Here is a 20,221-nt window from a genome sequence, read left to right on the forward strand (position 1 = left end):
GGGTGGGAAATCGCCACCTGGGAGGTGGACCCAGCTCCACCGCCTTGAGCACGTGACCAGCGTCCCGCCCGGGGCAGTGACGGCCCGGGGGTCAGCCGGTGGCGAGGGAGCCGGTTATTGACGCGCGGGCGGCGCGGCGGGCGGGTAGGACGGAGGCCAGCACCCCGGCCACACCCGAGAGCACCACGAACAGGGCGATCTGTCCCGCCGGCACCGAGAAGACGGCGCCGTCCAGCATGGCCTTGATCGCGGCCCATCCGAAGACGCCTCCGAGCACGACCCCCACCAGCGCCCCGATCAGCCCGAGCACCAGCGCCTCGACCGACACCATCGCGCGCAGCTGCCGCCGGGTCAGCCCCAGCGCCCGTAGCAGGGCCGTCTCCCTGGTGCGCTCGTGTACCGACAGCGACAGGGTGTTGGCGATGCCCAGCAGCGAGATGAGGATCGCCAGGCCCAGCAGGCCGGTGATGATCATGAGGAGCATCTCCAGCGTCTCGTCGAACTGGCCGCGCACTTCTGTCGAGCTCGACACCTTCACGCTCGGATAGGGCGCCGCGGCCGCGTCGACGACCTTGCGCGCCTGGTCGGGGGGCACGCCGTCGCCGATGCGGATCATCACCCGAGCGTCGGGCATCACGCCGAAATAGGTGTCGAAGGCGTTCTCCGCCACGGTGACCGACGGCAACGCCGACTGGTTCCCGTCGAGCAGCGCGACCACCTTCAGCGGCACCGTACCGGCCTTCGTGGTCTTGAGTCGTACCGAGTCGCCGACCCGCACGCCCAGGTCCTCGGCCACGCTGTCGCGCAGCGCGACCCGGCCGGCGCCGAAGCCCGTCATGGAGCCGGCGATGGCGTTGGGCTCGACGGGCCCGCGGTACGTGCCGGCGATCACGTGCCGGCCGTCGATCGTGGCTTCGGCCTGCCGGATCTGCAGCACGGAAGCCAGCTCCGGCGCGCCTCGCAGGCTCTCGGCCATGGACCTCGGGATGACGGAGTCGCGCTCCTGGTCCATCAGGACGTAGTCGATGGGGAACTGCTCGTCGAGCTTGGCCGTCATCGTCAGCCGGGTGGACGCGGTGACCACTGAGATCAGTGTCATGAGCGTCACCCCGATCGTCAAGGCGGCCGTGGTGGTCGCGGCGCGTTTCGGGTTGCGTCCCGAGTTGCCGACGGCCAGGCGCCCCGGCACCCCGAACAGCTTGCCGGGGATCCAGCCGATCAGCGCGCTCAGCGGCCTGACCAGCACCGGGCCGAAGATCAGTACGGCCGGGAACGTCAGCGTGCCACCGCCCATCACGACGAGCAGCGAGATTTCCCGGCCGGGTTCGAGCACGAACACGCCGACGGCGGTGGTGCCGATCCCGGCCACCAGGAAGAAGGCGGCGAAGAGCCCGCGCAGCAGGCCCGCACGGAACGTCTGCTCCTCGGGCTGGGTGCGCAGCGCCGCGACCGGTGGTACGCGGGTGGCGGACCTGGCGGGCAGCAGGGCCGCGCACACCGTGACCACCAGGCCGACGGCCAGCCCTGTCGCCATGGTGACCGGTGAGAGCGTGACGGCGGCGTCGGTGGGCAGCGGGGCGTCGACCGCGGCGAGCACCGCCAGCGTGAGCACGGCCAGGCCGTACCCGAGCAGCAGGCCCAGCGCGGAGGCGAGCGCGCCCACGACGGCCGACTCCAGCAGGATCGAGCCGAACACCTGCCCCCGCGTGGCGCCGATGCACCGCAGCAGCGCCATCTCCCTGGTGCGCTGGGCGACGAGGATGTTGAACGTGTTGTAGATGACCAGGGCGGCCACCATCATGGCCACGGCCCCGAACAGCAGCAGGCCCAGCGTGAACATCTGTGTCTCGACCCCGGCCGCACGGGCCAGGTCGGCGGCCAGCTCGTCGCCGGTCTTGACGGTGTACGCGCCGCCGACGGCCTCCGCGACGGCCTGCTTGAGCCCGGGGGCCGTGCCCGCGACGTCGATCTCGCGGTAGCCCTTGGCGTCCGTCATGCGCTGCGCGGTGGCCGTGGTGAAGCCGACCGCGCCGGTGATGGACAGGTCCTGGTCCACGCCGGTGTCGAGGAGGCCGACGAGCTTGAACCGGTGCTCGGCCTTGCCGGCGTCGAGCACGGTGATGGTGTCGCCGAGCCGGAAGCCGTGGGCCTTGGCGGTGTTCTCGTCGAGCACGGCGGCCCTGTCGTCGGTGCCGGGCCCGGTGCCGGCGACGATGTCGGCGCGGTCGAGCGGGCCGGTGACGATCGAGATCGCCGTGGTGGGCAGGTCTCCGACGGTCTTGCCGTCCTTGCCGAGCAGCGGCGCGGGGCCGCGGACCAGGCCCTCCGCCTCCGTCACGCCGTCCAGGGCGCGGATCCGCTCCAGCACGCGCTCGGGCAGCACGGAGCCGGCGCCCTCGGGCAGGACGGCGACGTCCACCTTGCCCGCGTCGGCGGTGACCCGCTGGGCGAAACCCGCCTCGATGGTGTCGTTCAGCACGAACGTGCCCGCGATGAACCCCACGCCCAGCATGATCGCCAGCGAGGTGAGCAGCAGCCGGAGCGTGTGGGCGCGTAGCCCGGCCAGAGCCGTCTTCAGCACCTCACGCCTCCAGCTTCACGAGCGTGTCCAGCACGGTCTGCGGCGTCGGGGCGGCGATCTCGGTGACCAGCTCGCCGTCGCGCAGGAACACCACGCGGTCGGCGTACGACGCCGCGACCGGATCGTGCGTGACCATGACGATGGTCTGGCCTAGCTCGCGCACCGACGTGCGCAGGAACGACAGGATCTCGGCGCCGCCGCGGGAGTCCAGGTTCCCCGTCGGCTCGTCGGCGAAGATCACCTGCGGCTTGCTGATGAGCGCCCTGGCCACGGCCACACGCTGCTGCTGGCCGCCGGACAGCTCCGTCGGCCGGTGCGAGAGCCGGTCCGTCAGCCCGACGGTCTCGATGACCCGGTCGAACAGCGCCTGATCGGCCTGGCGGGCGGCGATCTCCAGGGGCAGGCGGATGTTCTGCTCGGCGGTCAGCGTCGGCAGCAGGTTGAACGCCTGGAAGACGAACCCGATCCTCTCGCGGCGCAGCAGGGTGAGCTGCCGGTCGGACAGCCCGGTCAGCTCCACGTCGCCGAGGTGCACGGTGCCCGACGTGGCCGTGTCGAGACCGGCCAGGCAGTGCATCAGCGTGGACTTGCCCGAGCCCGACGGGCCCATGATGGCGGTGAACGCCCCGGTGGCGAAGGCCACGCTCACCTCGCGCAGGGCGTGCACCCGGGCGTCGCCCCGGCCGTACACCTTGGTCAGCTCCGTGGCCACGACAGCGGTCGCGGCTCGGCGTTCGGTGAGCGTCACCGTCACTCCTTCTCCCTGGGGGCGCGGGCTTGAACGCGACCAACGCTAGGGGCGGAGATTCCGGTATCCATGGGCCCTGAGGAGGGACTTCAGGTGCGCCCCCAGATGACCCCGGTCAGCCTTTCGGCCGATGGGAGGGCACCACCAGCCCGGCCTCGTACGCGTACACCACCACCTGCGCCCGATCCCGCAGGCCCAGCTTGGCCAGCACCCGGCCGAGGTGCGTCTTCACCGTCGCCTCCGCGACCTCCAGCCCGGCCGCTATCTCCCCGTTGGACAGGCCGCGCGCCACCATGAGCAGCACCTCGCGCTCGCGCGGCGTCAGGTCGTCCGCCGCCGCCGGCGCCTGGCTCGGGAGCTGGGCGGCGAACGTGTCCAGCATCCGCCGCAACGTGCGCGGCGAGACCGCGGCGTCGCCTGCGTGCACGAGCCTGATGGCGTCGACCAGGTCGGCCGGCGGCACGTCCTTCAGCAGGAACCCGGCGGCGCCCGCCCTGATCGCCGCGAACGCGTACTCGTCGAGGTCGAACGTGGTGAGGATCAGCACCTTCGCCCCCTCGATGAGCAGGGTGGCCTCGACGCCGTCCATGCGGGGCATGCGCACGTCCATGAGCACGACGTCGACCTCGGTGGACTCGAGGACCTCCAGCGCGGTGACGCCGTCGCCGGCCTCCGCCACGACCTCGATGTCGGGCTGCGCCCCCAGCACCATCCTGAACCCGGCCCGCAGCAACTCCTGGTCGTCGACGAGCATCACGCGTATCACCCGGCCGCCTCCCCGTACGCCGCTTCCGCCATGGGCAACCGGGCCAGCACCTCGAAGCCGCCGCCCTGCAGGGGGGCGGCCGAGACCGCGCCGCCGTACATGCCGGCGCGCTCGCGCATGCCGATCAGGCCGTGCCCGTCATGGCTCCTGGGCGCCGCCGCGCCCCGGCCGTCGTCGGTCACGCGTACGAGCAGGTCGGGGCCGGTGAAGTCGATCTCCACGTCCGCCCGCACGCCGGGTCCGCCGTGTTTGAGCGCGTTGGTCAGCGCCTCCTGCACGATGCGGTAGACCGCGAGCTGCTGGCCCTCGGGCAGGTCGGCGGGGCTCCCGGCGATGCGCAGCCGGGCGGGCACGGCCGATTCGCGCACCATCTTCTCCAACCCGTCCAGGCCGGGCTGCGGGGTGTAGTCGGTCGCCGCGCTCTCGTTCTCGCGCAGGACCCCGACCAGTTTGCGCATCTCGGCGAGGGCGGCCCTGCCTGTCCTGGAAATGGTCGTGACGGCCAGGCGGGCCTGCTCGGGATCGTGGTCGAGGGCGTAGCCCGCCCCGTCGGCCTGCACCACCATCACGCTGACGTTGTGCGCCACGACGTCGTGCAGCTCCCTGGCGATCCTGGCGCGCTCGGCGCCGGCCACCATCCTGGCCTGCTGGTCCCGCTCGCGTTCGGCCCGCTCGGCGCGTTCCTCCAGCCCTTCGAGATAGTGCCTGCGCGTCCTGGCGTACAGGCCGGTCAGCCAGATCGTCACCACGAGGATCGAGCCGCTGAAGAACATGCCGAACGTGGGCACCAGCCAGTTGATCAGCACCAGCAGCACCCCGACCTCCGCCACGAGGAGCGCCGCCAGCGCCCAGCGGAACGAGCACCGGTAGGCCACGCCCCAGAGGGCGATCAGCACCGCCACGTTGGCGGGCACCGGGCCGAGGTCCGCCAGCCACTGGCCGAAGCTGACGAGGGCGATGACGGCGAAGGACAGGCGTGGCCTGTCGCGCCACGCGAGCGGCACGAGCAGCGCCACGGAGACGCCCACGTACCAGATCACGCCGGGGTCGACGCCGCCGTCCGGGGTGCCGCGGCTCGCGTACAGTATCGACGTCAGCAGGCACACCGCGGCGAGCGGCGCCACCCGCAGGACGGCGGCCACCTTCTCGTGGCGCCTTGACCACGCCTTTACGCTCCCGAACACATCCTCACGATATGTACCTATAGTGGGGTCCTGGTCAGCCTGAAGGGTGAAGTGCGAGTACGACCCAGGTCTGACGTCACAGGCGCTTACGCTCGGCTTACGCGCGACCGGGCATACTGGGTGATCGGGAGCGCCCCTTGTGGGTGAGTAAAGGGAGATCGTGTGAATCATGATCATGATGCCCGGGTCGCGCGGCGGTGAGGAAACGCCGCGCGACCCAGTAGGCCCGCCCCGCTCCTAACGGCGAACGTGCAGGCTGACCACGGTGCTCATCTCGTCGTCGCGGACCTCGCGCCGGATGCGCCCCACGATGTCCTGGTCGAGCTTGCCCACCACCGCGCCCATGTCCGCCTCCGACGGGCAGGTCACGCTGATCCGCAGGCCGTCATCGCCGACCCGCACCTTGGCCTTGCCCAGGCCCTCCACGTTCTTCAGCCCGACGAACAACATGGCGGTGCCCGTGCCGTTGGGCGTGCCGCGGCGGCCCCAGCCCAGACAGAGCAGCAGCCAGCGCAGCGAGACCAGCGACAGGAGCAGCAGGGCGAAGGCCAGCAGCCACATGCTCCACGGCTCCTCGGCCAGCGTCCGGTGGAGCTGCGCCGGCAGGACCTTCGCCTTGGGCGGCAGCTCGGACAGGCGGCCCTCGCCGCGCAGCCACGCGTACGCGCCCAGCCCGGCCAGCACGGTGCCCACGACGGCCAGCCCGACCCGGTTGCCGGCGTACTGCCGCATCACAGCTCCTTCCTGCGCAGCCGGACCACGACCTCGCCGGTGCCGAGCGTGCCCACGCCCGCCAGCCGGTCGCCCACCGCGGTGCCGACCTGCCTGAGCATCGCCCCGGTGCTCTCCGCGTCGGTCACGACGGTGACCTCGATGGTGCGCCTGCGGAGGCGTACCCGGGCCTTGTCCACGCCCGCCACCTGCTGGGCCGCGGCGGCGAGCGTACGGCGCAGGCCCGAGCGGGTGATGCCGATGACGATCAGCGGGTCGGACGTCTCCACCGCGACCAGCCTGGACGTGCCCGGCACGACGGCCAGCAGCACCATCAGCACGCCGGCGACGGCCACGACCAGGGCGGCGGTGGACACCTTCGGCCACGTGGTCCTGCCCGCCAGCTCCACCACCTCGTTCACCGGCACCCAGCCGAGCGGCGCACCGAGCAGTCCCGACACCAGCTCCGCGGTGGTCAGGCCCATCCCGGCGGTCAGTGCGATCGCCACGACGGCCCCTGGGACGGTCCGGGCCGGCCTGAGTGCCCTGTTCGCCCTGCGCAGTCCGGTGAGCCGTGGGGTGGCGGCGGCGCCGGGCAGTATCTGCTGAAGCGTGGTCATCACAAGGACAGAAGTACAGGGGAGCCGCATGGCCTGAACCGCGCCCTCGCCGCCGATTTGCCCGATCATTACGGGGACGAGGACTAATATGAAAGCCGCTCATATTCATTTGCCTGATATGTCGTTACGCTGCTGGTATGGATGCCCGCCAGCGCTATGATCGCGCCACTGCGGCGCTTGAGCCTCCGTTCGCGATCCTCGACCTGGCGGCCATGCGGGCCAACGCGGCCGACCTCGTCCGCCGGGCGGCGGGCAAACCGATCCGGGTGGCGAGCAAGTCGCTGCGCAGCCGGCCGCTGCTCGAACGCGTCCTGGCCATGGACGGTTTCCAGGGCGTCATGGCCTTCACCCTGCCCGAGGCGCTGTGGCTGGCCCGGCACGGGTGCGCGGACGTCCTCGTCGCCTACCCGACGGCCGACCGGCACGCGCTCGCCGAACTGGCCGGCGACGCGGTCGCGGCCGGGCGCGTCACCGTGACCGTCGACTCGCTCGCGCACCTCGACTTCATCGAGGCGGCCGTGGAAGGGGTGCGTCCTCGGGCCGAGCTCCGGATCTGCCTCGACATCGACGCCGGCTACGTCGCCCTGGGCGGGAGATTCCGGGCGGGAGCCCTGCGCTCCCCGATCCGCGAGCCCGAGCAGGCCGCCGACTTGGCCGCCGCCATCGCCGAACGCCGCCCGGGGCTCCGCCTGGCCGGGCTGCTGGCGTACGAGGCCCAGATCGCCGGAGTCGGCGACGACGCTCCGGGCAACGCCCTGCTCACCCGTGCCGTCAGAATCATGCAGGCGTGCTCCGCCCGGGAGCTCATCGTCAGGCGCGGCCGCGTCGTGAACGCCGTCCGCCGGGTCGCCGACCTCGAATTCGTCAACGGCGGCGGCACCGGCTCCATCGAGCGCACCGTACGCGAGAAGGCCGTCACGGAGGTGACGGCGGGATCCGGACTCTTCCACCCGAGGTTGTTCGACTTCTACCGCGGCTTCACCGGCCATCCGGCGGCCCTCTTCGCCCTGCCGGTCGTACGCCGCCCGGCTCCGGACATCGTCACCGTTCTCGGGGGCGGCTATCCGGCCTCGGGGGCGGCCGGCAGGAGCCGCCTGCCGCAGCCCTACCTGCCGGCGGGGCTGCGCTTCTCCCCGGACGAAGGCGCGGGGGAGGTGCAGACGCCGCTGCTCGGCCAGGCCGCCGAGGACCTGCGGATCGGCGACCGGGTGTGGTTCAGGCACGCCAAGGCGGGCGAGATGTGCGAGCGGTTCGACACGCTCCACCTCGTCGACGGGGACACCCTGGCCGGATCGGTGCCGACGTACAGAGGCGAGGGCAAGACCTTCCTCTGACCTCCGGCGTCACGCGCGCCGGGCGTGCCCGGCCGGTGTACGGAGCGTCAGGCGCGCTGCCGCCGCCGGCGGCGCCAGAGCACGAGGGCCGCCCCCACGACCAGCACCGCCCCGACCCCGATGAGGACAGGACCGAGGTCGGGCCGCTCATCGTCCCACGCCCGCTCGGCATCGTCGACGTGGCCGGCCGGTCGCGGCGCCACCCCGAGCGCGTCGCCCACGGACGCCACGAAGTGCCCCGCCCTGCTCTTGACGTCGGTCACCGTGCGTTCGGCGACCCGCTTGGGGCTCACCCGGTCGGCAATGGCGTCGACCGTCTGCGCCAACTCGGCGCGCGTCCGCGCGATCCGCCGCTCCAACTCGTCGGGATCGGTGTCAGCCATCAGATCCTCCCGAGGGGACCGTCGCCTTGAGGCAACGGGAAAATCGGGAGCGGGAGGGCCGTCAAGGCCCGATCGTGCCCTGACCTGTCACATCTGCGCATCACGGATGTCCTTCCTGGTTTTGTCGGCGCCAGCCGATATCGTGGTGGTGTCGTTACCGAACGTGATGGGGGGTGGGGTGTGCGCAGGTCGTTCAGATTCCTGCTGCGCCCCACCGCCCGGCAGGCGGCGGCACTGGCGGCGTGCCTGGAAGACCACCGCACGCTCTACAACGCCGCTCTGGAGCACCGCCGCACCGCCTACGCCAGGGCGGGCGTGAGCGTCCGCTACGGCGATCAGTCGGCCGAGCTGAAACACATCCGCGCCGACGACCCGGACGGGCAGGCGCGTTGGTCGTTCTCCGCCCAGCAGGCCACCCTGCGACGGCTCGACAAGGCGTTTCGCGCGTTCTTCAAGCGGGTCCGCGAGGGTCGCACCCCGGGCTTCCCGCGTTTCAAGGGGCGCGGCCGGTTCGACACGGTCGAGTGGCCGAAGGACGGCGACGGCTGCCGGTGGGACTCCCAGCCCGGCCACCCCACCACGACCTACGTGCGCCTCCAGGGTGTCGGGCACGTCCGCGTCCACCGGCACCGGACCGTGCGCGGCCAGGTGAAGACGATCAGCGTCAAGCGCGAGGGCTGCCGCTGGTTCGTGGTCCTGTCGTGCGACGACGTGCCCGCCGAGTCCTTCCCCGTCACCGGCGCGGTCGCGGGGATCGACATGGGCGTGGCGTCGCTCGTCACGACCAGCGACGGACAGCATCTGAGCAACCCCCGTCACCTGGCCGCGTCCGCTGACCGGCTGGCCGCCGCGCAGCGGGTTCTGGCCCGGAAGAGGCGGGGGTCCAAGCGGCGGCGTAAGGCGGTGGCCCGCGTGGCCGCGTTGCACGCCAAGGTGCGCAGGCAACGTCTGGACGGCGCGCACAAGGCCGCGCTTGCCCTGGTCCGCGCCTATGACGTGATCGTGCACGAGGACCTGCGGATCGCGAACATGACCCGCTCGGCGTCCGGCAGGATCGAAGCTCCCGGCCGGAATGTCGCCGCCAAGTCCGGCCTCAACCGGAGCATCCTGGACGCGGGCTGGGGGGTGTTCCTGACGATCCTCGCGCACAAGGCTGAAAGCGCCGGTCGCAAGCTGATCGCGGTGAACCCCGCCGGCACCTCCCGCACCTGCGCCCGCTGCGGGCACAGCGCGAAGGACAACCGCCTCACCCAAGCCGGGTTCGCCTGTACGGCGTGCGGGCATGCCGCGCACGCCGACGTGAATGCGGCGGTCAACATCTTGAGGGCAGGGCTTGCCCTTCGCCAGGCTGCGCAAGCGGCTTAGCGAGAAGCCGCTTCCTTCAGGGAGCGGAGGAGTCACGGCGTCTCCTTCCGGCCGTACGCGTGGTCGCGGCCGTTTCGTGTGCCGTGCGGGCTGCGGCCGTAGTGGTCGTGATCAGTCTGTCAGGTCGGCGGGCCGTACGGCACGGTGGCCAGGCCGGTAGGTTTGCGGGAAGAACCGAGGAGGGCCCATGACAGAGACCAAGCTCGCGCCCGGCGACGCTGCGCCCGAGTTCGTGCTACCCGCCGCCGACGGAACCACCGTTTGCCTCGGCGACCACCGCGGCAAGCGGGTGATCCTCTATTTCTACCCCGCCGCGATGACGCCCGGCTGCACCAAGCAGGCCTGCGATTTCCGTGACAACCTCAGCCAGTTGACCGCCGAGGGTTTCGTGGTCCTCGGCGTGTCGAAGGACAAACCGGAAAAGCTGGCCAAGTTCGTCGAGCGTGACGCGCTGACCTTCCCGCTGCTCTCCGATCCCGACCTCGTCGTGCACAAGGCGTACGCCGCCTATGGCCCCAAGAAGTTGTACGGCAAGGAGATCGTGGGGGTCATCCGCTCGACGTTCGTCATCGACGGCGACGGGAAGGTGGAGCAGGCGCTCTACAACGTGAAGGCGACGGGGCACGTGGCCTCGTTGAAGAAGAAGCTGGGCCTGGCCTGAGCCGGTTCGCGGGCCCTGCGGAAAGGGCCCGTGCCGTTCCCCTGCCCTTCTCCGGCCGGCGTTCATCACGGATGCGCGTCGTCCTCACCCAGAGCGCTAAACTGTCTGAAGCCCGCTTTCGGCGGGGACTACGCGGGCGTGGCGAAATGGCATACGCGGCAGGTTTAGGTCTTGTTGGTGGAGACACCGTGGGGGTTCGAATCCCCCCGCCCGCACAAGCGAACTGGCCCGGCATTTTCGACCAACGCGACAATCGTCATCCACGTGCCCTCTAGTCGTAGTGGTAGCGGGCCTGCAACGCCACCTTCACCGGGTTGCCTCGTCGTCCAGCAGTTCGTGCGGCTCGTGGCGACTTGTGACCGCCTCGTGATAAGACCCCATCAGCCGGCGTGCGTTGGCGGGGGAGCGGAGCAGATATGCCGTCTCCTGGAGTGCTTCGTATTCCTCCGCAGCCACGAGGTAGGCGTTGCCGCTCTTGGAGACGATTTCCACGGCAGTGCGGTCGTTGTTGACCTCTTCGATGAGCGGAAGGAGGCGACGTCGCGCCTCGCCGGCGGTGATGGACACGTCTCCTCCTGTCGAGTCGTACAACGTTATGGAACCACTCGATGGTGGTCAGCACTCGATCACGTTGACGGCCAGGCCGCCGCGTGAGGTCTCCTTGTACTTGTCGAGCATGTCGCGGCCGGTGTCGCGCATCGTCTTGATCGCCTTGTCCAGGGCCACGAAGTGGCGGCCGTCGCCGCGCAGGGCGATCCTGGCCGCCGTGATGGCCTTGTTGGAGGCGACCGCGTTCCGCTCGATGCACGGGATCTGCACCAGCCCGCCGATCGGGTCGCAGGTCAGCCCCAGGTTGTGCTCGATGCCGATCTCGGCGGCGTTCTCGACCTGCTCCGGGGTGCCTCCGAGCGCCTCCGTGAGGCCTGCCGAGGCCATGGAGCAGGCGGAGCCGACCTCGCCCTGGCAGCCCACCTCGGCGCCCGAGATCGAGGCGTTCTCCTTGAACAGCACGCCGATCGCGCCGGCCGTGAGCAGGAAGCGGACCACGCCGTCCTCGTCCGCGTGGGGCACGAAGCGGGTGTAGTACGTCAGGACCGCCGGAATGATGCCGGCGGCCCCGTTGGTGGGGGCGGTGACGATGCGGCCGCCGGCGGCGTTCTCCTCGTTGACCGCCAGCGCGAACAACGTCACCCAGTCCATGGCCTGCAGCGGGTCCTTCTCGGCCGGCTCGGACTGCAGGCGGCGGTGCAGCTGGTTGGCGCGGCGCCTGACCTTGAGCCCGCCGGGCAGGACGCCCTCCTTCGAGATGCCCCGGCGCACGCACTCCGACATCACCTGCCAGAGGTGCAGCAGCTCCGCGCGGACCTCCTCCTCGGTGCGCCCGAACGCCTTCTCGTTCTCCAGCATGAGCGCGGACATCGACAGACCGGTGTTCGTGCAGTGCTTGAGCAGCTCTTCCCCGGTGGTGAAGGGGTAGGGCAGGACGGTGTCGTCCGGCTTGATGCGGTCGGCGCCGGTGGCCTTCTCGTCCACGACGAAGCCGCCGCCGACCGAGAAGTAGACCTTCTCCCTGAGCCGCTCACCCGCCGCGTCGTAGGCGGTGAAGCGCATGCCGTTCGGGTGCTCGGGCAGCGAGATCTTGCGCTCGAAGACGAGGTCCTGGCCGACGACGAAGGGGATCTCGTGCGTGCCGTACAGCCGGACGCCGCCCGACTCGCGCATCTCGGCCAGGCGCCCTTCGATGGTGTCCACGTCGACCAGTTCGGGCTTCTCGCCGGACAGGCCCAGCAGGACCGCCTTGTCGCTGCCGTGGCCCTTTCCGGTCAGGCCGAGCGAGCCGTACAGGATGGCCTCCACCCGGGCCACGCGCGGCAGCAGGCCGTCCTCGTGCAGGCCGCGGGCGAACTTGTGGGCCGCGGCCATCGGGCCTCCCGTGTGGGAGCTCGACGGCCCGATGCCGATCTTGAAGAGATCGAAGACGCTGATCGCCATTGATGACGCGCCCTTCATGAGTGCCGGGGCCCGGACGCGGGCCCCGGCGTCAGCCGATGAGACCCGGCAGGGTCAGGACTCGCCCGAGGTGAGCGCGGCGTACTCCTCGGCGGAGAGCAGGTCCTCCGGGTCGCCCTCCATGCGCACCCGGAACATCCAGCCCTCGCCGTACGGGTCGCTGTTGGCCAGGCTCGGGTCGTCCACGATGGCCTGGTTGACCTCGACGATCTCGCCGCCGACGGGCGTGTAGATCTCGCTGACCGACTTGGTCGACTCGACCTCGCCGACGGAGTCGCCCGGCTCGGTGATCGAACCGATCTCGGGGAGCTGCACGAAGACGACGTCACCAAGGGCGTCGGCGGCGTAGGCCGTGATGCCGACGGTCACGGTGAGGCCGTCCTCGACCCCGGAAACCCACTCGTGTTCCTTGGTGTAGCTCAGGTCGTCAGGGATGTTGCTCACTTGTTCCTCCTGTAAAAGGGCAGCTCGACCAGGTCCATGGGTTCATGGCTGCCCCGGATGTCCACAGCCAGGCCTGAGTCGGCGCCGGTGTCCACGTAGGCCAGCGCGATGGGCTTGCCCAGGGTCTGGGAGGGCGCACCGCTGGTGACCTCGCCGACGACGGCGCCGTCCTTGGTGACCGGGTAGCCGTGGCGCGGCACCCGGCGGCCCCGGGCGACCAGACCGACGAGACGGCGCCGCGGCGGATCGTCCTTGACCGCCTCGAGCGCCGACCTGCCGACGAAGTCGCCCGGCTTGTCGAATTTCACCACCCTGCCCAGCCCCGCGTCGAACGGGGTCAGCTCGGCGCTCAGCTCGTTGCCGTACAGGGGCATGCCGGCTTCGAGTCTGAGCGTGTCGCGGCTGGACAGTCCGGCGGGCTTGAGCCCGTACGGCTCGCCCGCGGCCACGAGCGCGTGCCAGAGCGGCACCGCGTCCTGGACGGCCACGAACAGCTCGAACCCGTCCTCGCCGGTGTAGCCGGTGCGCGCGATGAGCGCCTGCCGCCCGTCGACCAGCCCTGGCAGGCCCGCGTAGTACTTGAGCCCGGCCAGGTCGGCGTCGGTGAGCGTGGCGAGGATCTCCTGGGAGCGGGGTCCCTGGACGGCGATCAGCGCGTACTGCTGCGAACGGTCGTCGACCACGGCGTCGTACGCCTTGGAGCGGCTCTCCAGCTCGCCGGCGACCTTCTCGTAGTTCGAGGCGTTCGCGACGACCATGAACTCCTCGTCCCCGAGCCGGTAGACGATGAGGTCGTCCAGCACCCCGCCCCGCTCGTTGACGATCATGGTGTATCTCGCTCGTCCGGGCGCCACGGCCGACATGTTGCCGACCAGCGCGTAGTCCAGCGCGGCGGCGGTCTGCGGCCCGGTCACGAAGATCTCGCCCATGTGCGAGAGGTCGAACAGCCCGGCGGCCTCGCGGACGGCCCTGTGCTCCGCGGACTCGCTCCCGTACCGGAGTGGCATGAGCCAGCCCGCGAAGTCGGTCAGCGTCGCGCCGAGGCTTTCGTGCACGTCTCGTAGCGGAGTAGGTCGGGACATTTATCGCACCTCAGGACAGGATTGGATGCCAGCATCCTCCCCCTCTGTCATCGATGCCTGAGAGCTTCGCCCGAGTTTTGCCGGACTTTCACCTTCGGCGAGGCCCTGCGGGCCTGCTTTCCAGAGGTCACCTTCCGAGGAGACGTGCTCCTGGTCAGCCGTGCGGTCCTTTGCCTTGAGAGGTTCGCGGGGAGGGCTTGCTCCTTCAGGGACCCTGACCGGCTGTCAGGGTGCTCTCCCGCACGGTTTGCTGGTGTGTCCCGCCAGCCTAGTAGTGATTTGGGGGTCTTGTCGCGTTCGCTCGTCAGCAGGCGGCCACCAGGGCCTCGAAGAGGGCGTGGTCCTCGGCCGCCTCCGGATGCCACTGCGCCGCAACGGTGAACGGTCCCGAGTCCAGCTCCACCCCTTCGACGGTGCCGTCGGCGGCGGTCGCGGTCACGGTGAGGCCGGGGGCGAGCCGGTCGACGGCCTGGTGGTGATAGTGCGGCACCGTCACGGGCGCCGTGCCCAGCGCCTTGGCCAGCCGGGTGCCGGGGACGGGGGTGATGGGCAGGTGACCGAAACGTCCGGGCGCGGGGGAGTGGCCCGTGTGGCCGACCACGTCGGGCAGGTGCTGGTGGAGGGTGCCGCCGAGGGCCACGTTGAGCACCTGGAGGCCCCGGCAGATGCCGAGGAAGGGTAGTCCGGCGTCGAGGGCTGCGGCCAGCACGGCGAACTCGGCCTGGTCACGAAATTTGCGGATATAGCCGGTACGCTCCTCCGGCGTCTCGCCGTACCTCGCCGGATCGATGTCGCCGCCCCCGGCCAGGACGAGCCCGTCGAGGCGGCTCACCACCTGCGCGGCGTCCCCCGCGGGCGGCAGCACGACCGGCTGGCCGCCGGCCCGGACGACCTGCTCGACGTACATGTACGGCAGGAGCGCGACCGGCATGTCCTGCCAGACCGTGAACGTCGCCGGCTCCACGTAACACGTGACCCCGATGACGGGACGTCGCACGATGACCTCCTAGAGCGGCGTGACGTAGGCGCCGGAGATGCCGCCGTCCACCAGGAACTCGCTGCCCGTGATGAACGACGCGTCGTCGCTGGCCAGGAACGCGACCGCCGCCGCGATCTCCGACGCCTCGGCGAAGCGCCCGACCGGGACGTGCACCAGACGCCGCTGCGCCCGCTCGGGGTCTTTCGCGAACAACTCCCGCAGCAGCGGCGTGTTCACCGGCCCTGGGCACAGCGCGTTCACCCGGATGCCCTCGCGGGCGAACTGCACGCCCAGCTCGCGCGACATCGCCAGCACCCCGCCCTTGGACGCCGTGTAGGAGATCTGCGAGGTCGCCGAGCCCATGACGGCCACGAACGACGCGGTGTTGATGATCGAGCCCTTGCCCTGGCGCCGCATGTACGGGATGGCGTGCTTGCAGCACAGGTAGACGCTGGTCAGGTTCACGTCCTGGACGCGGCGCCACGCGTCGATGCCGGTCTCCAGGATCGAGTCGTCGTCGGGCGGCGAGATGCCGGCGTTGTTGAAGGCGATGTCCACGCTGCCGTAGGTGTCGAACGCCGTACGGAACATCCGGGCGACGTCGTCCTCGTCGGCCACGTCGACGCGCGCGAACAGGCCGCCGACCTCGTTCGCGGCCTTGACGCCCGCCTCCTCGTCGAGGTCGGCGCAGACCACCCTGGCGCCCTCTTCGGCGAACCTGCGCGCGGTGGCCAGCCCGATGCCGCCGCCCGCGCCGGTGATCACAGCCACCCGATCCTGCAGTCTCTTCACGTGCTGCCTCACTCCCAGGAGATGAAGACGTTCTTGGTCTCCGTGAACGCCGCCAGGGCGTCGGGGCCGAGCTCCCGGCCCAGCCCTGACTGCTTGAACCCGCCGAACGGGGTCCAGTAGCGGACCGACGCGTTGGAGTTCACCGACAGGGCGCCCGCCTCGACCGCTCTGGACACGCGGAGCGCGCGCCCGACGTCGCGGGTCCAGATGGAGCCGCTCAGCCCGTAGGGGGTGTCGTTGGCGATGCGTACGGCGTCCGCCTCGTCCTCGAAGGGCGCCACCGACACGACCGGCCCGAAGATCTCTTCGGTGAACGCACGGTCGGTGACGTCCGGGGTGAGCACGGTCGGCGGGAACCAGTAGCCCTTGCCGCCGGGGCACGACCCCTGGAGGTAGGGGGCGCCGTCCTGGACGAAGCCGCGCACGCGGTCGAGGTGCTCGGCGCTGATCAGCGGGCCCATCTCGGTGCTCTCGTCGCGGGGGTCGCCGACGACGACGCCGCGTACGGCCTCGGAGAGGCGCTCCATGAAGGCGTCGTACACGCTTGCCTGGACGAGCAGCCGGGACCTGGCGCAGCAGTCCTGTCCGGCGTTGTCGAAGACCGCGTAGGGGGCCGCTTGTGCCGCTCTGTCGAGATCGGCGTCCGCAAAGATGATATTTGCGGACTTGCCGCCTAGCTCCAGCGTGACCCGCTTGACCTGGGCCGCCGCCTTGGCCGCGATCTCCTTGCCCACCTCGGTCGAACCGGTGAACACGATCTTGGCCACGTCGGGGTGCTCCACCAGCCGGGCGCCCGCGACCTCCCCCGCCCCGGGCAACACCTGGAGCACTCCCTCGGGCAGGCCCGCCGCCAGGGCCAGCTCGGCCAGCCTCAGCGCGGTCAGCGGAGTCCACTCGGCCGGCTTGACGATCACCGTGTTGCCGGCCGCCAGCGCCGGGGCCACCCCCCACGACATGATCAGCATGGGGAAGTTCCACGGCACGATGACGCCCACCACGCCCAGCGGCTCCTGGAAGGTCACATCCACGCCGCCGGGCACCGGGATCTGCTTGCCGTGGTCGCGCTCGGGCGCCCCGGCGTAGAAGTGCAGCACGTCGCGTACGGCGCCCGCCTCCCAGCGGGCGTTGCCGATCGGGTGCCCGGCGTTGGCCAGCTCCAGCCGCGCCAGCTCCTCGCCGTGCTCGCCCACCAGGTCGGCGAACCTCCTCAGCAGCCGCGCCCGGTCACCGGGCGCCACCTGCCGCCAGGCGGCGTACGCCTTCCTGGCCCGCTCCACCGCCCGGTCGATCTCGGCCGCGTCGGCGAGTTCGACGTCGGCGATGACGTCCTCCGTCGCCGGATTGACGATCTTCATCGGTCACCCGTCACATTCGCTCGAAACCACGGAACATCTCCCAGTCCGTCACCGCCGCGTCGAACGCCGCCAGCTCCACGCGCGCGTTGTTCGCGTAGTGCTCGACGACGTCCTCGCCGAACGCCTCGCGCGCCAGCTTCGACCCCTCGAACAGGGGGAGCGCGTCGCGCAGCGTGTGCGGCACGGTCTCCGCGCCCGAGTCGTAGGCGTTGCCCTCGAACGCGTCCTCCAGCGGCAGCTCGTTGTCGATGCCGTGCAGCCCGGCCGCCACCAGCCCCGCCACCGCCAGGTACGGGTTGACGTCGCCGCCCGGCACGCGGTTCTCGATCCGCAGCGACGGCCCGTGGCCGACGAGCCTGAGCGCGCAGGTGCGGTTGTCGACACCCCACTTGATCGCCGTGGGGGCGAAGCTGCCCGGCGTGTAACGCTTGTAGGAGTTGATGTTGGGGGCGTACAGCAGGGTGAGCTCGCGCAGGCAGGCCTGCTGCCCGGCGATGAAGCGGGCGCCGAGCTGCGAGAGCCCGTACGGCCCCGGCCCGGCCATGACGGGGTCGCCGTCGAGGCTCCTGAGCGAGATGTGGATGTGGCAGGAGTTGCCCTCGCGCTGGTTCGGCTTGGCCATGAAGGTGATCGACTTGCCCTCCTGGGCGGCGATCTCCTTGGCGCCGTTCTTGTAGATGGCGTGGTTGTCGCAGGTCTTCAGCGCCTCGGCGTAGCGGAAGGCGATCTCGTGCTGGCCCAGGTTGCACTCGCCCTTCGCGGACTCGACGTAGAGCCCGGCGCCCTCCATGTCCCGCCTGATCCGCCTGAGCAGGGGCTCGATGCGGGCGGTCCCCAGCAGCGAGTAGTCGACGTTGTAGAGGTTGGCGGGCGACATGTCGCGGTAGCCGCGCTGCCACGCCTGCTCGTAGGTGTCGTCGTAGACGCAGAACTCCAACTCGGTGCCGACGTACGCGGCCAGCCCGCGCTCCGCGAGGCGGGCCAGCTGCCTGCGCAGGATCTGGCGCGGCGAGGGCGGCACGTCGCCGCCGTCCTCCCACGTCAGGTCGGCCATCAGCAGGGCGGTGCCCTCCTGCCACGGCACCCGGCGCAACGTCGTCAGGTCGGGTCTCATCACGAAGTCGCCGTATCCGCGCTCCCAGGACGACATCGCGTAGCCGGAGACGGTGTTCATGTCCACGTCGACCGCGAGCAGGTAGTTGCACCCCTCGGAGCCGTGGTGCAGCACCTCGTCGAGGAAATAGCGTGCGGACAGCCTCTTGCCCTGCAACCTGCCCTGCATGTCGGCGATCGCGAGCAGCACGGTGTCGATCCGCCCGGACGCCACCTCGTCGCGCAGCTCGCTGACGGAAAGGTATCCGGTGCTCGCTCCCTCGCTCACGCTACGCCGCTCCGATCTGCGCTGACACGCGTCCCCGTTGATTGGGCTAGTCTTAGACCATTGATGTGTATGGCGGGATCCCTTGTCAAGACCTGAGGACACGTTGGACGAGTCGGCGCGTTTGATGACGGTGCTGCGCCCGGTCCGGGCCGGCAACGCCTTCGAGGAGACCGTGGAACGCCTGCTCCAGGCCATCAAGCTCGGCCTGGTCGCGCCGGGCGACAAGCTTCCCCCCGAGCGCGAGCTGGCCGTCAGGCTCGGCATCAGCAGGGTGACGCTGCGCGAGGCCATCCGGGCGCTGTCCGACGCGGGCTACCTCGACGTGCGCAGAGGCCGGTACGGCGGCGCGTTCGTCACGTACGCGCCGCCCCAGCCGGACGCCGGCCACCTGCGCGAGGCCGTCGAGGAGATGGGCATGGCCGACCTGTCGGACGCCCTCACCTTCCGCCTGGCGGTCGAGTGCGGGGCGGCCCAGGTGCTGGCGATGTCCCGGCCGGCGGAGGAGCAGCGGGCGCTGCTCGTACGCCGGCTCGCCGACGTGAACGAGGCCGGCCTCGACGACTACCGCCGGCTCGACACCGCCTTCCACCTGTCGATCGCCGAGCTGACGGGCTCACCCCTGCTCGCCACGACCTGCGCGGACGCGCGCTCGCGGGTCAGCGACCTGCTCAACGCCATCCCCATGCTCCAGGTCAACCTCGACCACGCCGCCGTGCAGCACCAGGCCATCGTCGACGCCATCCTGGCGGGCGACCCCGACGCGGCCCGGCAGGCGGTGGCCGAGCACCTGGAGGGCACGGCGGCCCTTCTGCGCGCGTTTCTGGCCTGAGAGTCGCCGCCGGTTGCGCGCCATCAGGGCCCATGGGCTCGTAGCATCAGTTGCAGCATCATGGGGAACTGGTTTCAGCACACCATCGTCGCCACGGGACGGCTGCCGCTGTTCTGTTACTTCGTGGCGCTCATCGTCGCCTTCATCGCCACGCGCATCAACGTCCGCCTGATCAGGGCGAAGATCGGCTGGTTCCGCAACGTGAGCGTGGGCGAGATGCACATCCACCACGTCGTGTTCGGCGTCGTGCTGATGATGGCCGGCGGGGTCGCCGGCCTCATCGTCCCGCCCGCGTCGCAGGTGGGCACGGCGGCCGCGGCGTGCGTGTTCGGCATCGGATCGGCGCTGGTGCTGGACGAGTTCGCACTGATCCTGCACCTGCACGACGTCTACTGGGAGGAGGAGGGGCGCACCTCGGTGGACGCCGTCTTCATCGCGGTCGCCGTCACCGGCCTGCTCCTCATGGGGTTGCGCCCGCTCACCTGGGACTACGGCACCCTGGTCAACCCCGCCGTGCTCATCATCGCCAACCTGGCCCTGGCCGTCGTCACCCTGCTCAAGGGCAAGATCTGGACCGGGATGGCGGGGCTGTTCATCCCGCCCATGCTGCTGGTGGGCGCGTTCCGCCTGGCGCGGCCCGGCTCGCCCTGGGCCCACTGGTTCTTCACCGGCAAGTCACCGCGCAAGATGGCCAAGGCGATCCACCGGGAGGAACGCTGGCGGCGGCCGGTGATCAAGGCCAAGATCGCCTTCCAGGAGTTCCTCTCAGGGCGGCACGATCTGCCGTCCACGCGGCGCGGGCGGTTGAGGCCGTAGAACGCCCGCGAGGTCGCGAAAATCCGATGTCCCACCCCGGTCGTCTCCTCCTCGCGGCGAAGCTGTCAACTGAAGTTGACATACTAAGGTCGTCAATTTAAGTTGACGCTGGCGGATCGGTGCCGATCGAAGGCTCCCGTTCGTTGGAGCAAAGTCGAGAAATGTCGTGAAGGGGGTTGC

Annotated in this window: 20 protein-coding genes, 1 tRNA gene and 2 riboswitches; of the genes, 6 read left to right on the forward strand and 15 right to left on the reverse strand. The window is 70.6% G+C overall.

Going from position 1 to position 20,221, the window contains the following annotated elements; translation table 11 throughout:
* Positions 1-91: 91 nt before the first annotated feature.
* From ABGA98_RS30410 to ABGA98_RS30435, 6 genes are all read right to left on the reverse strand, one after another.
* Positions 92-2,581 carry an FtsX-like permease family protein gene (locus tag ABGA98_RS30410; RefSeq protein WP_347621834.1) on the reverse strand — a complete coding sequence of 830 codons (2,490 nt, stop codon included), beginning with the start codon at positions 2,579-2,581 and terminating at the stop codon, positions 92-94.
* A 1-nt stretch (position 2,582) separates the two neighbouring features.
* Positions 2,583-3,329, reverse strand: a complete 747-nt coding sequence (locus tag ABGA98_RS30415) for an ABC transporter ATP-binding protein (protein ID WP_347621835.1) — start codon at positions 3,327-3,329, stop codon at positions 2,583-2,585.
* A 115-nt stretch (positions 3,330-3,444) separates the two neighbouring features.
* Positions 3,445-4,095, reverse strand: coding sequence for a response regulator transcription factor (locus tag ABGA98_RS30420; protein WP_347621836.1), 651 nt, complete (start codon positions 4,093-4,095; stop codon positions 3,445-3,447).
* The gene (locus ABGA98_RS30425) at positions 4,092-5,279 is read right to left on the reverse strand and encodes a sensor histidine kinase (protein WP_347621837.1); all 1,188 of its coding nucleotides are present in this window, start codon (positions 5,277-5,279) and stop codon (positions 4,092-4,094) included. The genes ABGA98_RS30420 and ABGA98_RS30425 overlap by 4 nt, the downstream gene beginning before the upstream one ends.
* Before the next feature lie 237 nt (positions 5,280-5,516).
* Entirely contained in the window at positions 5,517-6,011 is a 495-nt protein-coding gene (locus tag ABGA98_RS30430; RefSeq protein WP_347621838.1) for a hypothetical protein, read from the reverse strand.
* The gene (locus ABGA98_RS30435) at positions 6,011-6,610 is read right to left on the reverse strand and encodes a DUF6286 domain-containing protein (RefSeq protein ID WP_347621839.1); all 600 of its coding nucleotides are present in this window, start codon (positions 6,608-6,610) and stop codon (positions 6,011-6,013) included. The genes ABGA98_RS30430 and ABGA98_RS30435 overlap by 1 nt, the downstream gene beginning before the upstream one ends.
* Before the next feature lie 137 nt (positions 6,611-6,747).
* Between ABGA98_RS30435 and ABGA98_RS30440 the strand changes: the two genes are divergently transcribed.
* Positions 6,748-7,944, forward strand: a complete 1,197-nt coding sequence (locus ABGA98_RS30440) for an amino acid deaminase/aldolase (protein ID WP_347621840.1) — start codon at positions 6,748-6,750, stop codon at positions 7,942-7,944.
* A 47-nt stretch (positions 7,945-7,991) separates the two neighbouring features.
* Here the strand turns inward: ABGA98_RS30440 and ABGA98_RS30445 are convergent, their stop codons facing one another.
* Positions 7,992-8,327 (reverse strand): DUF3618 domain-containing protein, encoded by a 336-nt coding sequence (locus tag ABGA98_RS30445; protein WP_347621841.1) that lies wholly within the window; start codon positions 8,325-8,327, stop codon positions 7,992-7,994.
* A gap of 180 nt (positions 8,328-8,507) precedes the next feature.
* On the opposite strand from ABGA98_RS30445, the gene ABGA98_RS30450 reads away from it, so the two are divergent.
* The 3 genes from ABGA98_RS30450 (at position 8,508) to ABGA98_RS30460 (ending at position 10,568) form a co-directional block, all read left to right on the forward strand.
* Complete coding sequence (locus ABGA98_RS30450) at positions 8,508-9,692, forward strand: transposase (RefSeq protein ID WP_347621842.1); 1,185 nt, start codon at positions 8,508-8,510, stop codon at positions 9,690-9,692.
* 187 nt (positions 9,693-9,879) lie between these two features.
* The gene (bcp, locus tag ABGA98_RS30455; protein WP_347621843.1) at positions 9,880-10,353 is read left to right on the forward strand and encodes a thioredoxin-dependent thiol peroxidase; all 474 of its coding nucleotides are present in this window, start codon (positions 9,880-9,882) and stop codon (positions 10,351-10,353) included.
* A gap of 132 nt (positions 10,354-10,485) precedes the next feature.
* A tRNA-Leu gene (locus ABGA98_RS30460) sits at positions 10,486-10,568 on the forward strand.
* 91 nt (positions 10,569-10,659) lie between these two features.
* Here ABGA98_RS30460 and ABGA98_RS30465 read toward each other — a convergent pair.
* The 8 genes from ABGA98_RS30465 to ABGA98_RS30500 form a co-directional block, all read right to left on the reverse strand.
* Positions 10,660-10,920: a type II toxin-antitoxin system prevent-host-death family antitoxin gene (locus ABGA98_RS30465; protein ID WP_347621844.1), complete on the reverse strand. Its 261-nt coding sequence runs from the start codon at positions 10,918-10,920 to the stop codon at positions 10,660-10,662.
* A gap of 48 nt (positions 10,921-10,968) precedes the next feature.
* Positions 10,969-12,345, reverse strand: coding sequence for an L-serine ammonia-lyase (locus ABGA98_RS30470; protein WP_347621845.1), 1,377 nt, complete (start codon positions 12,343-12,345; stop codon positions 10,969-10,971).
* Positions 12,346-12,417: 72 nt separating this feature from the next.
* On the reverse strand, positions 12,418-12,807 hold the full coding sequence (gcvH, locus tag ABGA98_RS30475) for a glycine cleavage system protein GcvH (protein WP_347621846.1): 390 nt from the start codon (positions 12,805-12,807) through the stop codon (positions 12,418-12,420).
* Positions 12,804-13,889: a glycine cleavage system aminomethyltransferase GcvT gene (gene gcvT, locus ABGA98_RS30480; protein ID WP_347621847.1), complete on the reverse strand. Its 1,086-nt coding sequence runs from the start codon at positions 13,887-13,889 to the stop codon at positions 12,804-12,806. Before gcvT ends, gcvH begins: the two co-directional genes overlap by 4 nt.
* Before the next feature lie 34 nt (positions 13,890-13,923).
* Positions 13,924-14,023, reverse strand: a riboswitch (glycine riboswitch).
* Positions 14,024-14,042: 19 nt separating this feature from the next.
* A riboswitch (glycine riboswitch) is annotated at positions 14,043-14,140 on the reverse strand.
* A 53-nt stretch (positions 14,141-14,193) separates the two neighbouring features.
* The gene (locus ABGA98_RS30485; RefSeq protein ID WP_347621848.1) at positions 14,194-14,886 is read right to left on the reverse strand and encodes a gamma-glutamyl-gamma-aminobutyrate hydrolase family protein; all 693 of its coding nucleotides are present in this window, start codon (positions 14,884-14,886) and stop codon (positions 14,194-14,196) included.
* 9 nt (positions 14,887-14,895) lie between these two features.
* Positions 14,896-15,660, reverse strand: coding sequence for a 3-oxoacyl-ACP reductase (locus tag ABGA98_RS30490; protein ID WP_347621849.1), 765 nt, complete (start codon positions 15,658-15,660; stop codon positions 14,896-14,898).
* Positions 15,661-15,668: 8 nt separating this feature from the next.
* Positions 15,669-17,015 (reverse strand): aldehyde dehydrogenase family protein, encoded by a 1,347-nt coding sequence (locus ABGA98_RS30495; protein ID WP_347621850.1) that lies wholly within the window; start codon positions 17,013-17,015, stop codon positions 15,669-15,671.
* 10 nt (positions 17,016-17,025) lie between these two features.
* On the reverse strand, positions 17,026-18,396 hold the full coding sequence (locus ABGA98_RS30500) for a glutamine synthetase family protein (protein WP_347621851.1): 1,371 nt from the start codon (positions 18,394-18,396) through the stop codon (positions 17,026-17,028).
* 124 nt (positions 18,397-18,520) lie between these two features.
* On the opposite strand from ABGA98_RS30500, the gene ABGA98_RS30505 reads away from it, so the two are divergent.
* The gene (locus ABGA98_RS30505; protein ID WP_347621986.1) at positions 18,521-19,225 is read left to right on the forward strand and encodes an FCD domain-containing protein; all 705 of its coding nucleotides are present in this window, start codon (positions 18,521-18,523) and stop codon (positions 19,223-19,225) included.
* Positions 19,226-19,285: 60 nt separating this feature from the next.
* Positions 19,286-20,041 (forward strand): hypothetical protein, encoded by a 756-nt coding sequence (locus ABGA98_RS30510; protein WP_347621852.1) that lies wholly within the window; start codon positions 19,286-19,288, stop codon positions 20,039-20,041.
* Positions 20,042-20,221 lie beyond the last annotated feature (180 nt).

Origin of the sequence: Nonomuraea sp. B1E8, assembly GCF_039871515.1 — a bacterium.
In the GTDB taxonomy this organism is placed as follows: Bacteria; Actinomycetota; Actinomycetes; order Streptosporangiales; family Streptosporangiaceae; genus Nonomuraea.

What these genes read in the sequence shown, in the direction of transcription:
- ABGA98_RS30505 (WP_347621986.1), top strand. Translation starts at nt 18,521, where the DNA reads ATGACGGTGCTGCGCCCGGTCCGGGCCGGCAACGCCTTCGAGGAGACC.
- ABGA98_RS30495 (WP_347621850.1), bottom strand. Translation starts at nt 17,015, where the DNA reads ATGAAGATCGTCAATCCGGCGACGGAGGACGTCATCGCCGACGTCGAA.
- ABGA98_RS30440 (WP_347621840.1), top strand. Translation starts at nt 6,748, where the DNA reads ATGGATGCCCGCCAGCGCTATGATCGCGCCACTGCGGCGCTTGAGCCT.
- ABGA98_RS30430 (WP_347621838.1), bottom strand. Translation starts at nt 6,011, where the DNA reads ATGCGGCAGTACGCCGGCAACCGGGTCGGGCTGGCCGTCGTGGGCACC.
- ABGA98_RS30435 (WP_347621839.1), bottom strand. Translation starts at nt 6,610, where the DNA reads ATGACCACGCTTCAGCAGATACTGCCCGGCGCCGCCGCCACCCCACGG.
- bcp (WP_347621843.1), top strand. Translation starts at nt 9,880, where the DNA reads ATGACAGAGACCAAGCTCGCGCCCGGCGACGCTGCGCCCGAGTTCGTG.
- ABGA98_RS30510 (WP_347621852.1), top strand. Translation starts at nt 19,286, where the DNA reads ATGGGGAACTGGTTTCAGCACACCATCGTCGCCACGGGACGGCTGCCG.
- ABGA98_RS30470 (WP_347621845.1), bottom strand. Translation starts at nt 12,345, where the DNA reads ATGGCGATCAGCGTCTTCGATCTCTTCAAGATCGGCATCGGGCCGTCG.
- gcvT (WP_347621847.1), bottom strand. Translation starts at nt 13,889, where the DNA reads ATGTCCCGACCTACTCCGCTACGAGACGTGCACGAAAGCCTCGGCGCG.
- ABGA98_RS30445 (WP_347621841.1), bottom strand. Translation starts at nt 8,327, where the DNA reads ATGGCTGACACCGATCCCGACGAGTTGGAGCGGCGGATCGCGCGGACG.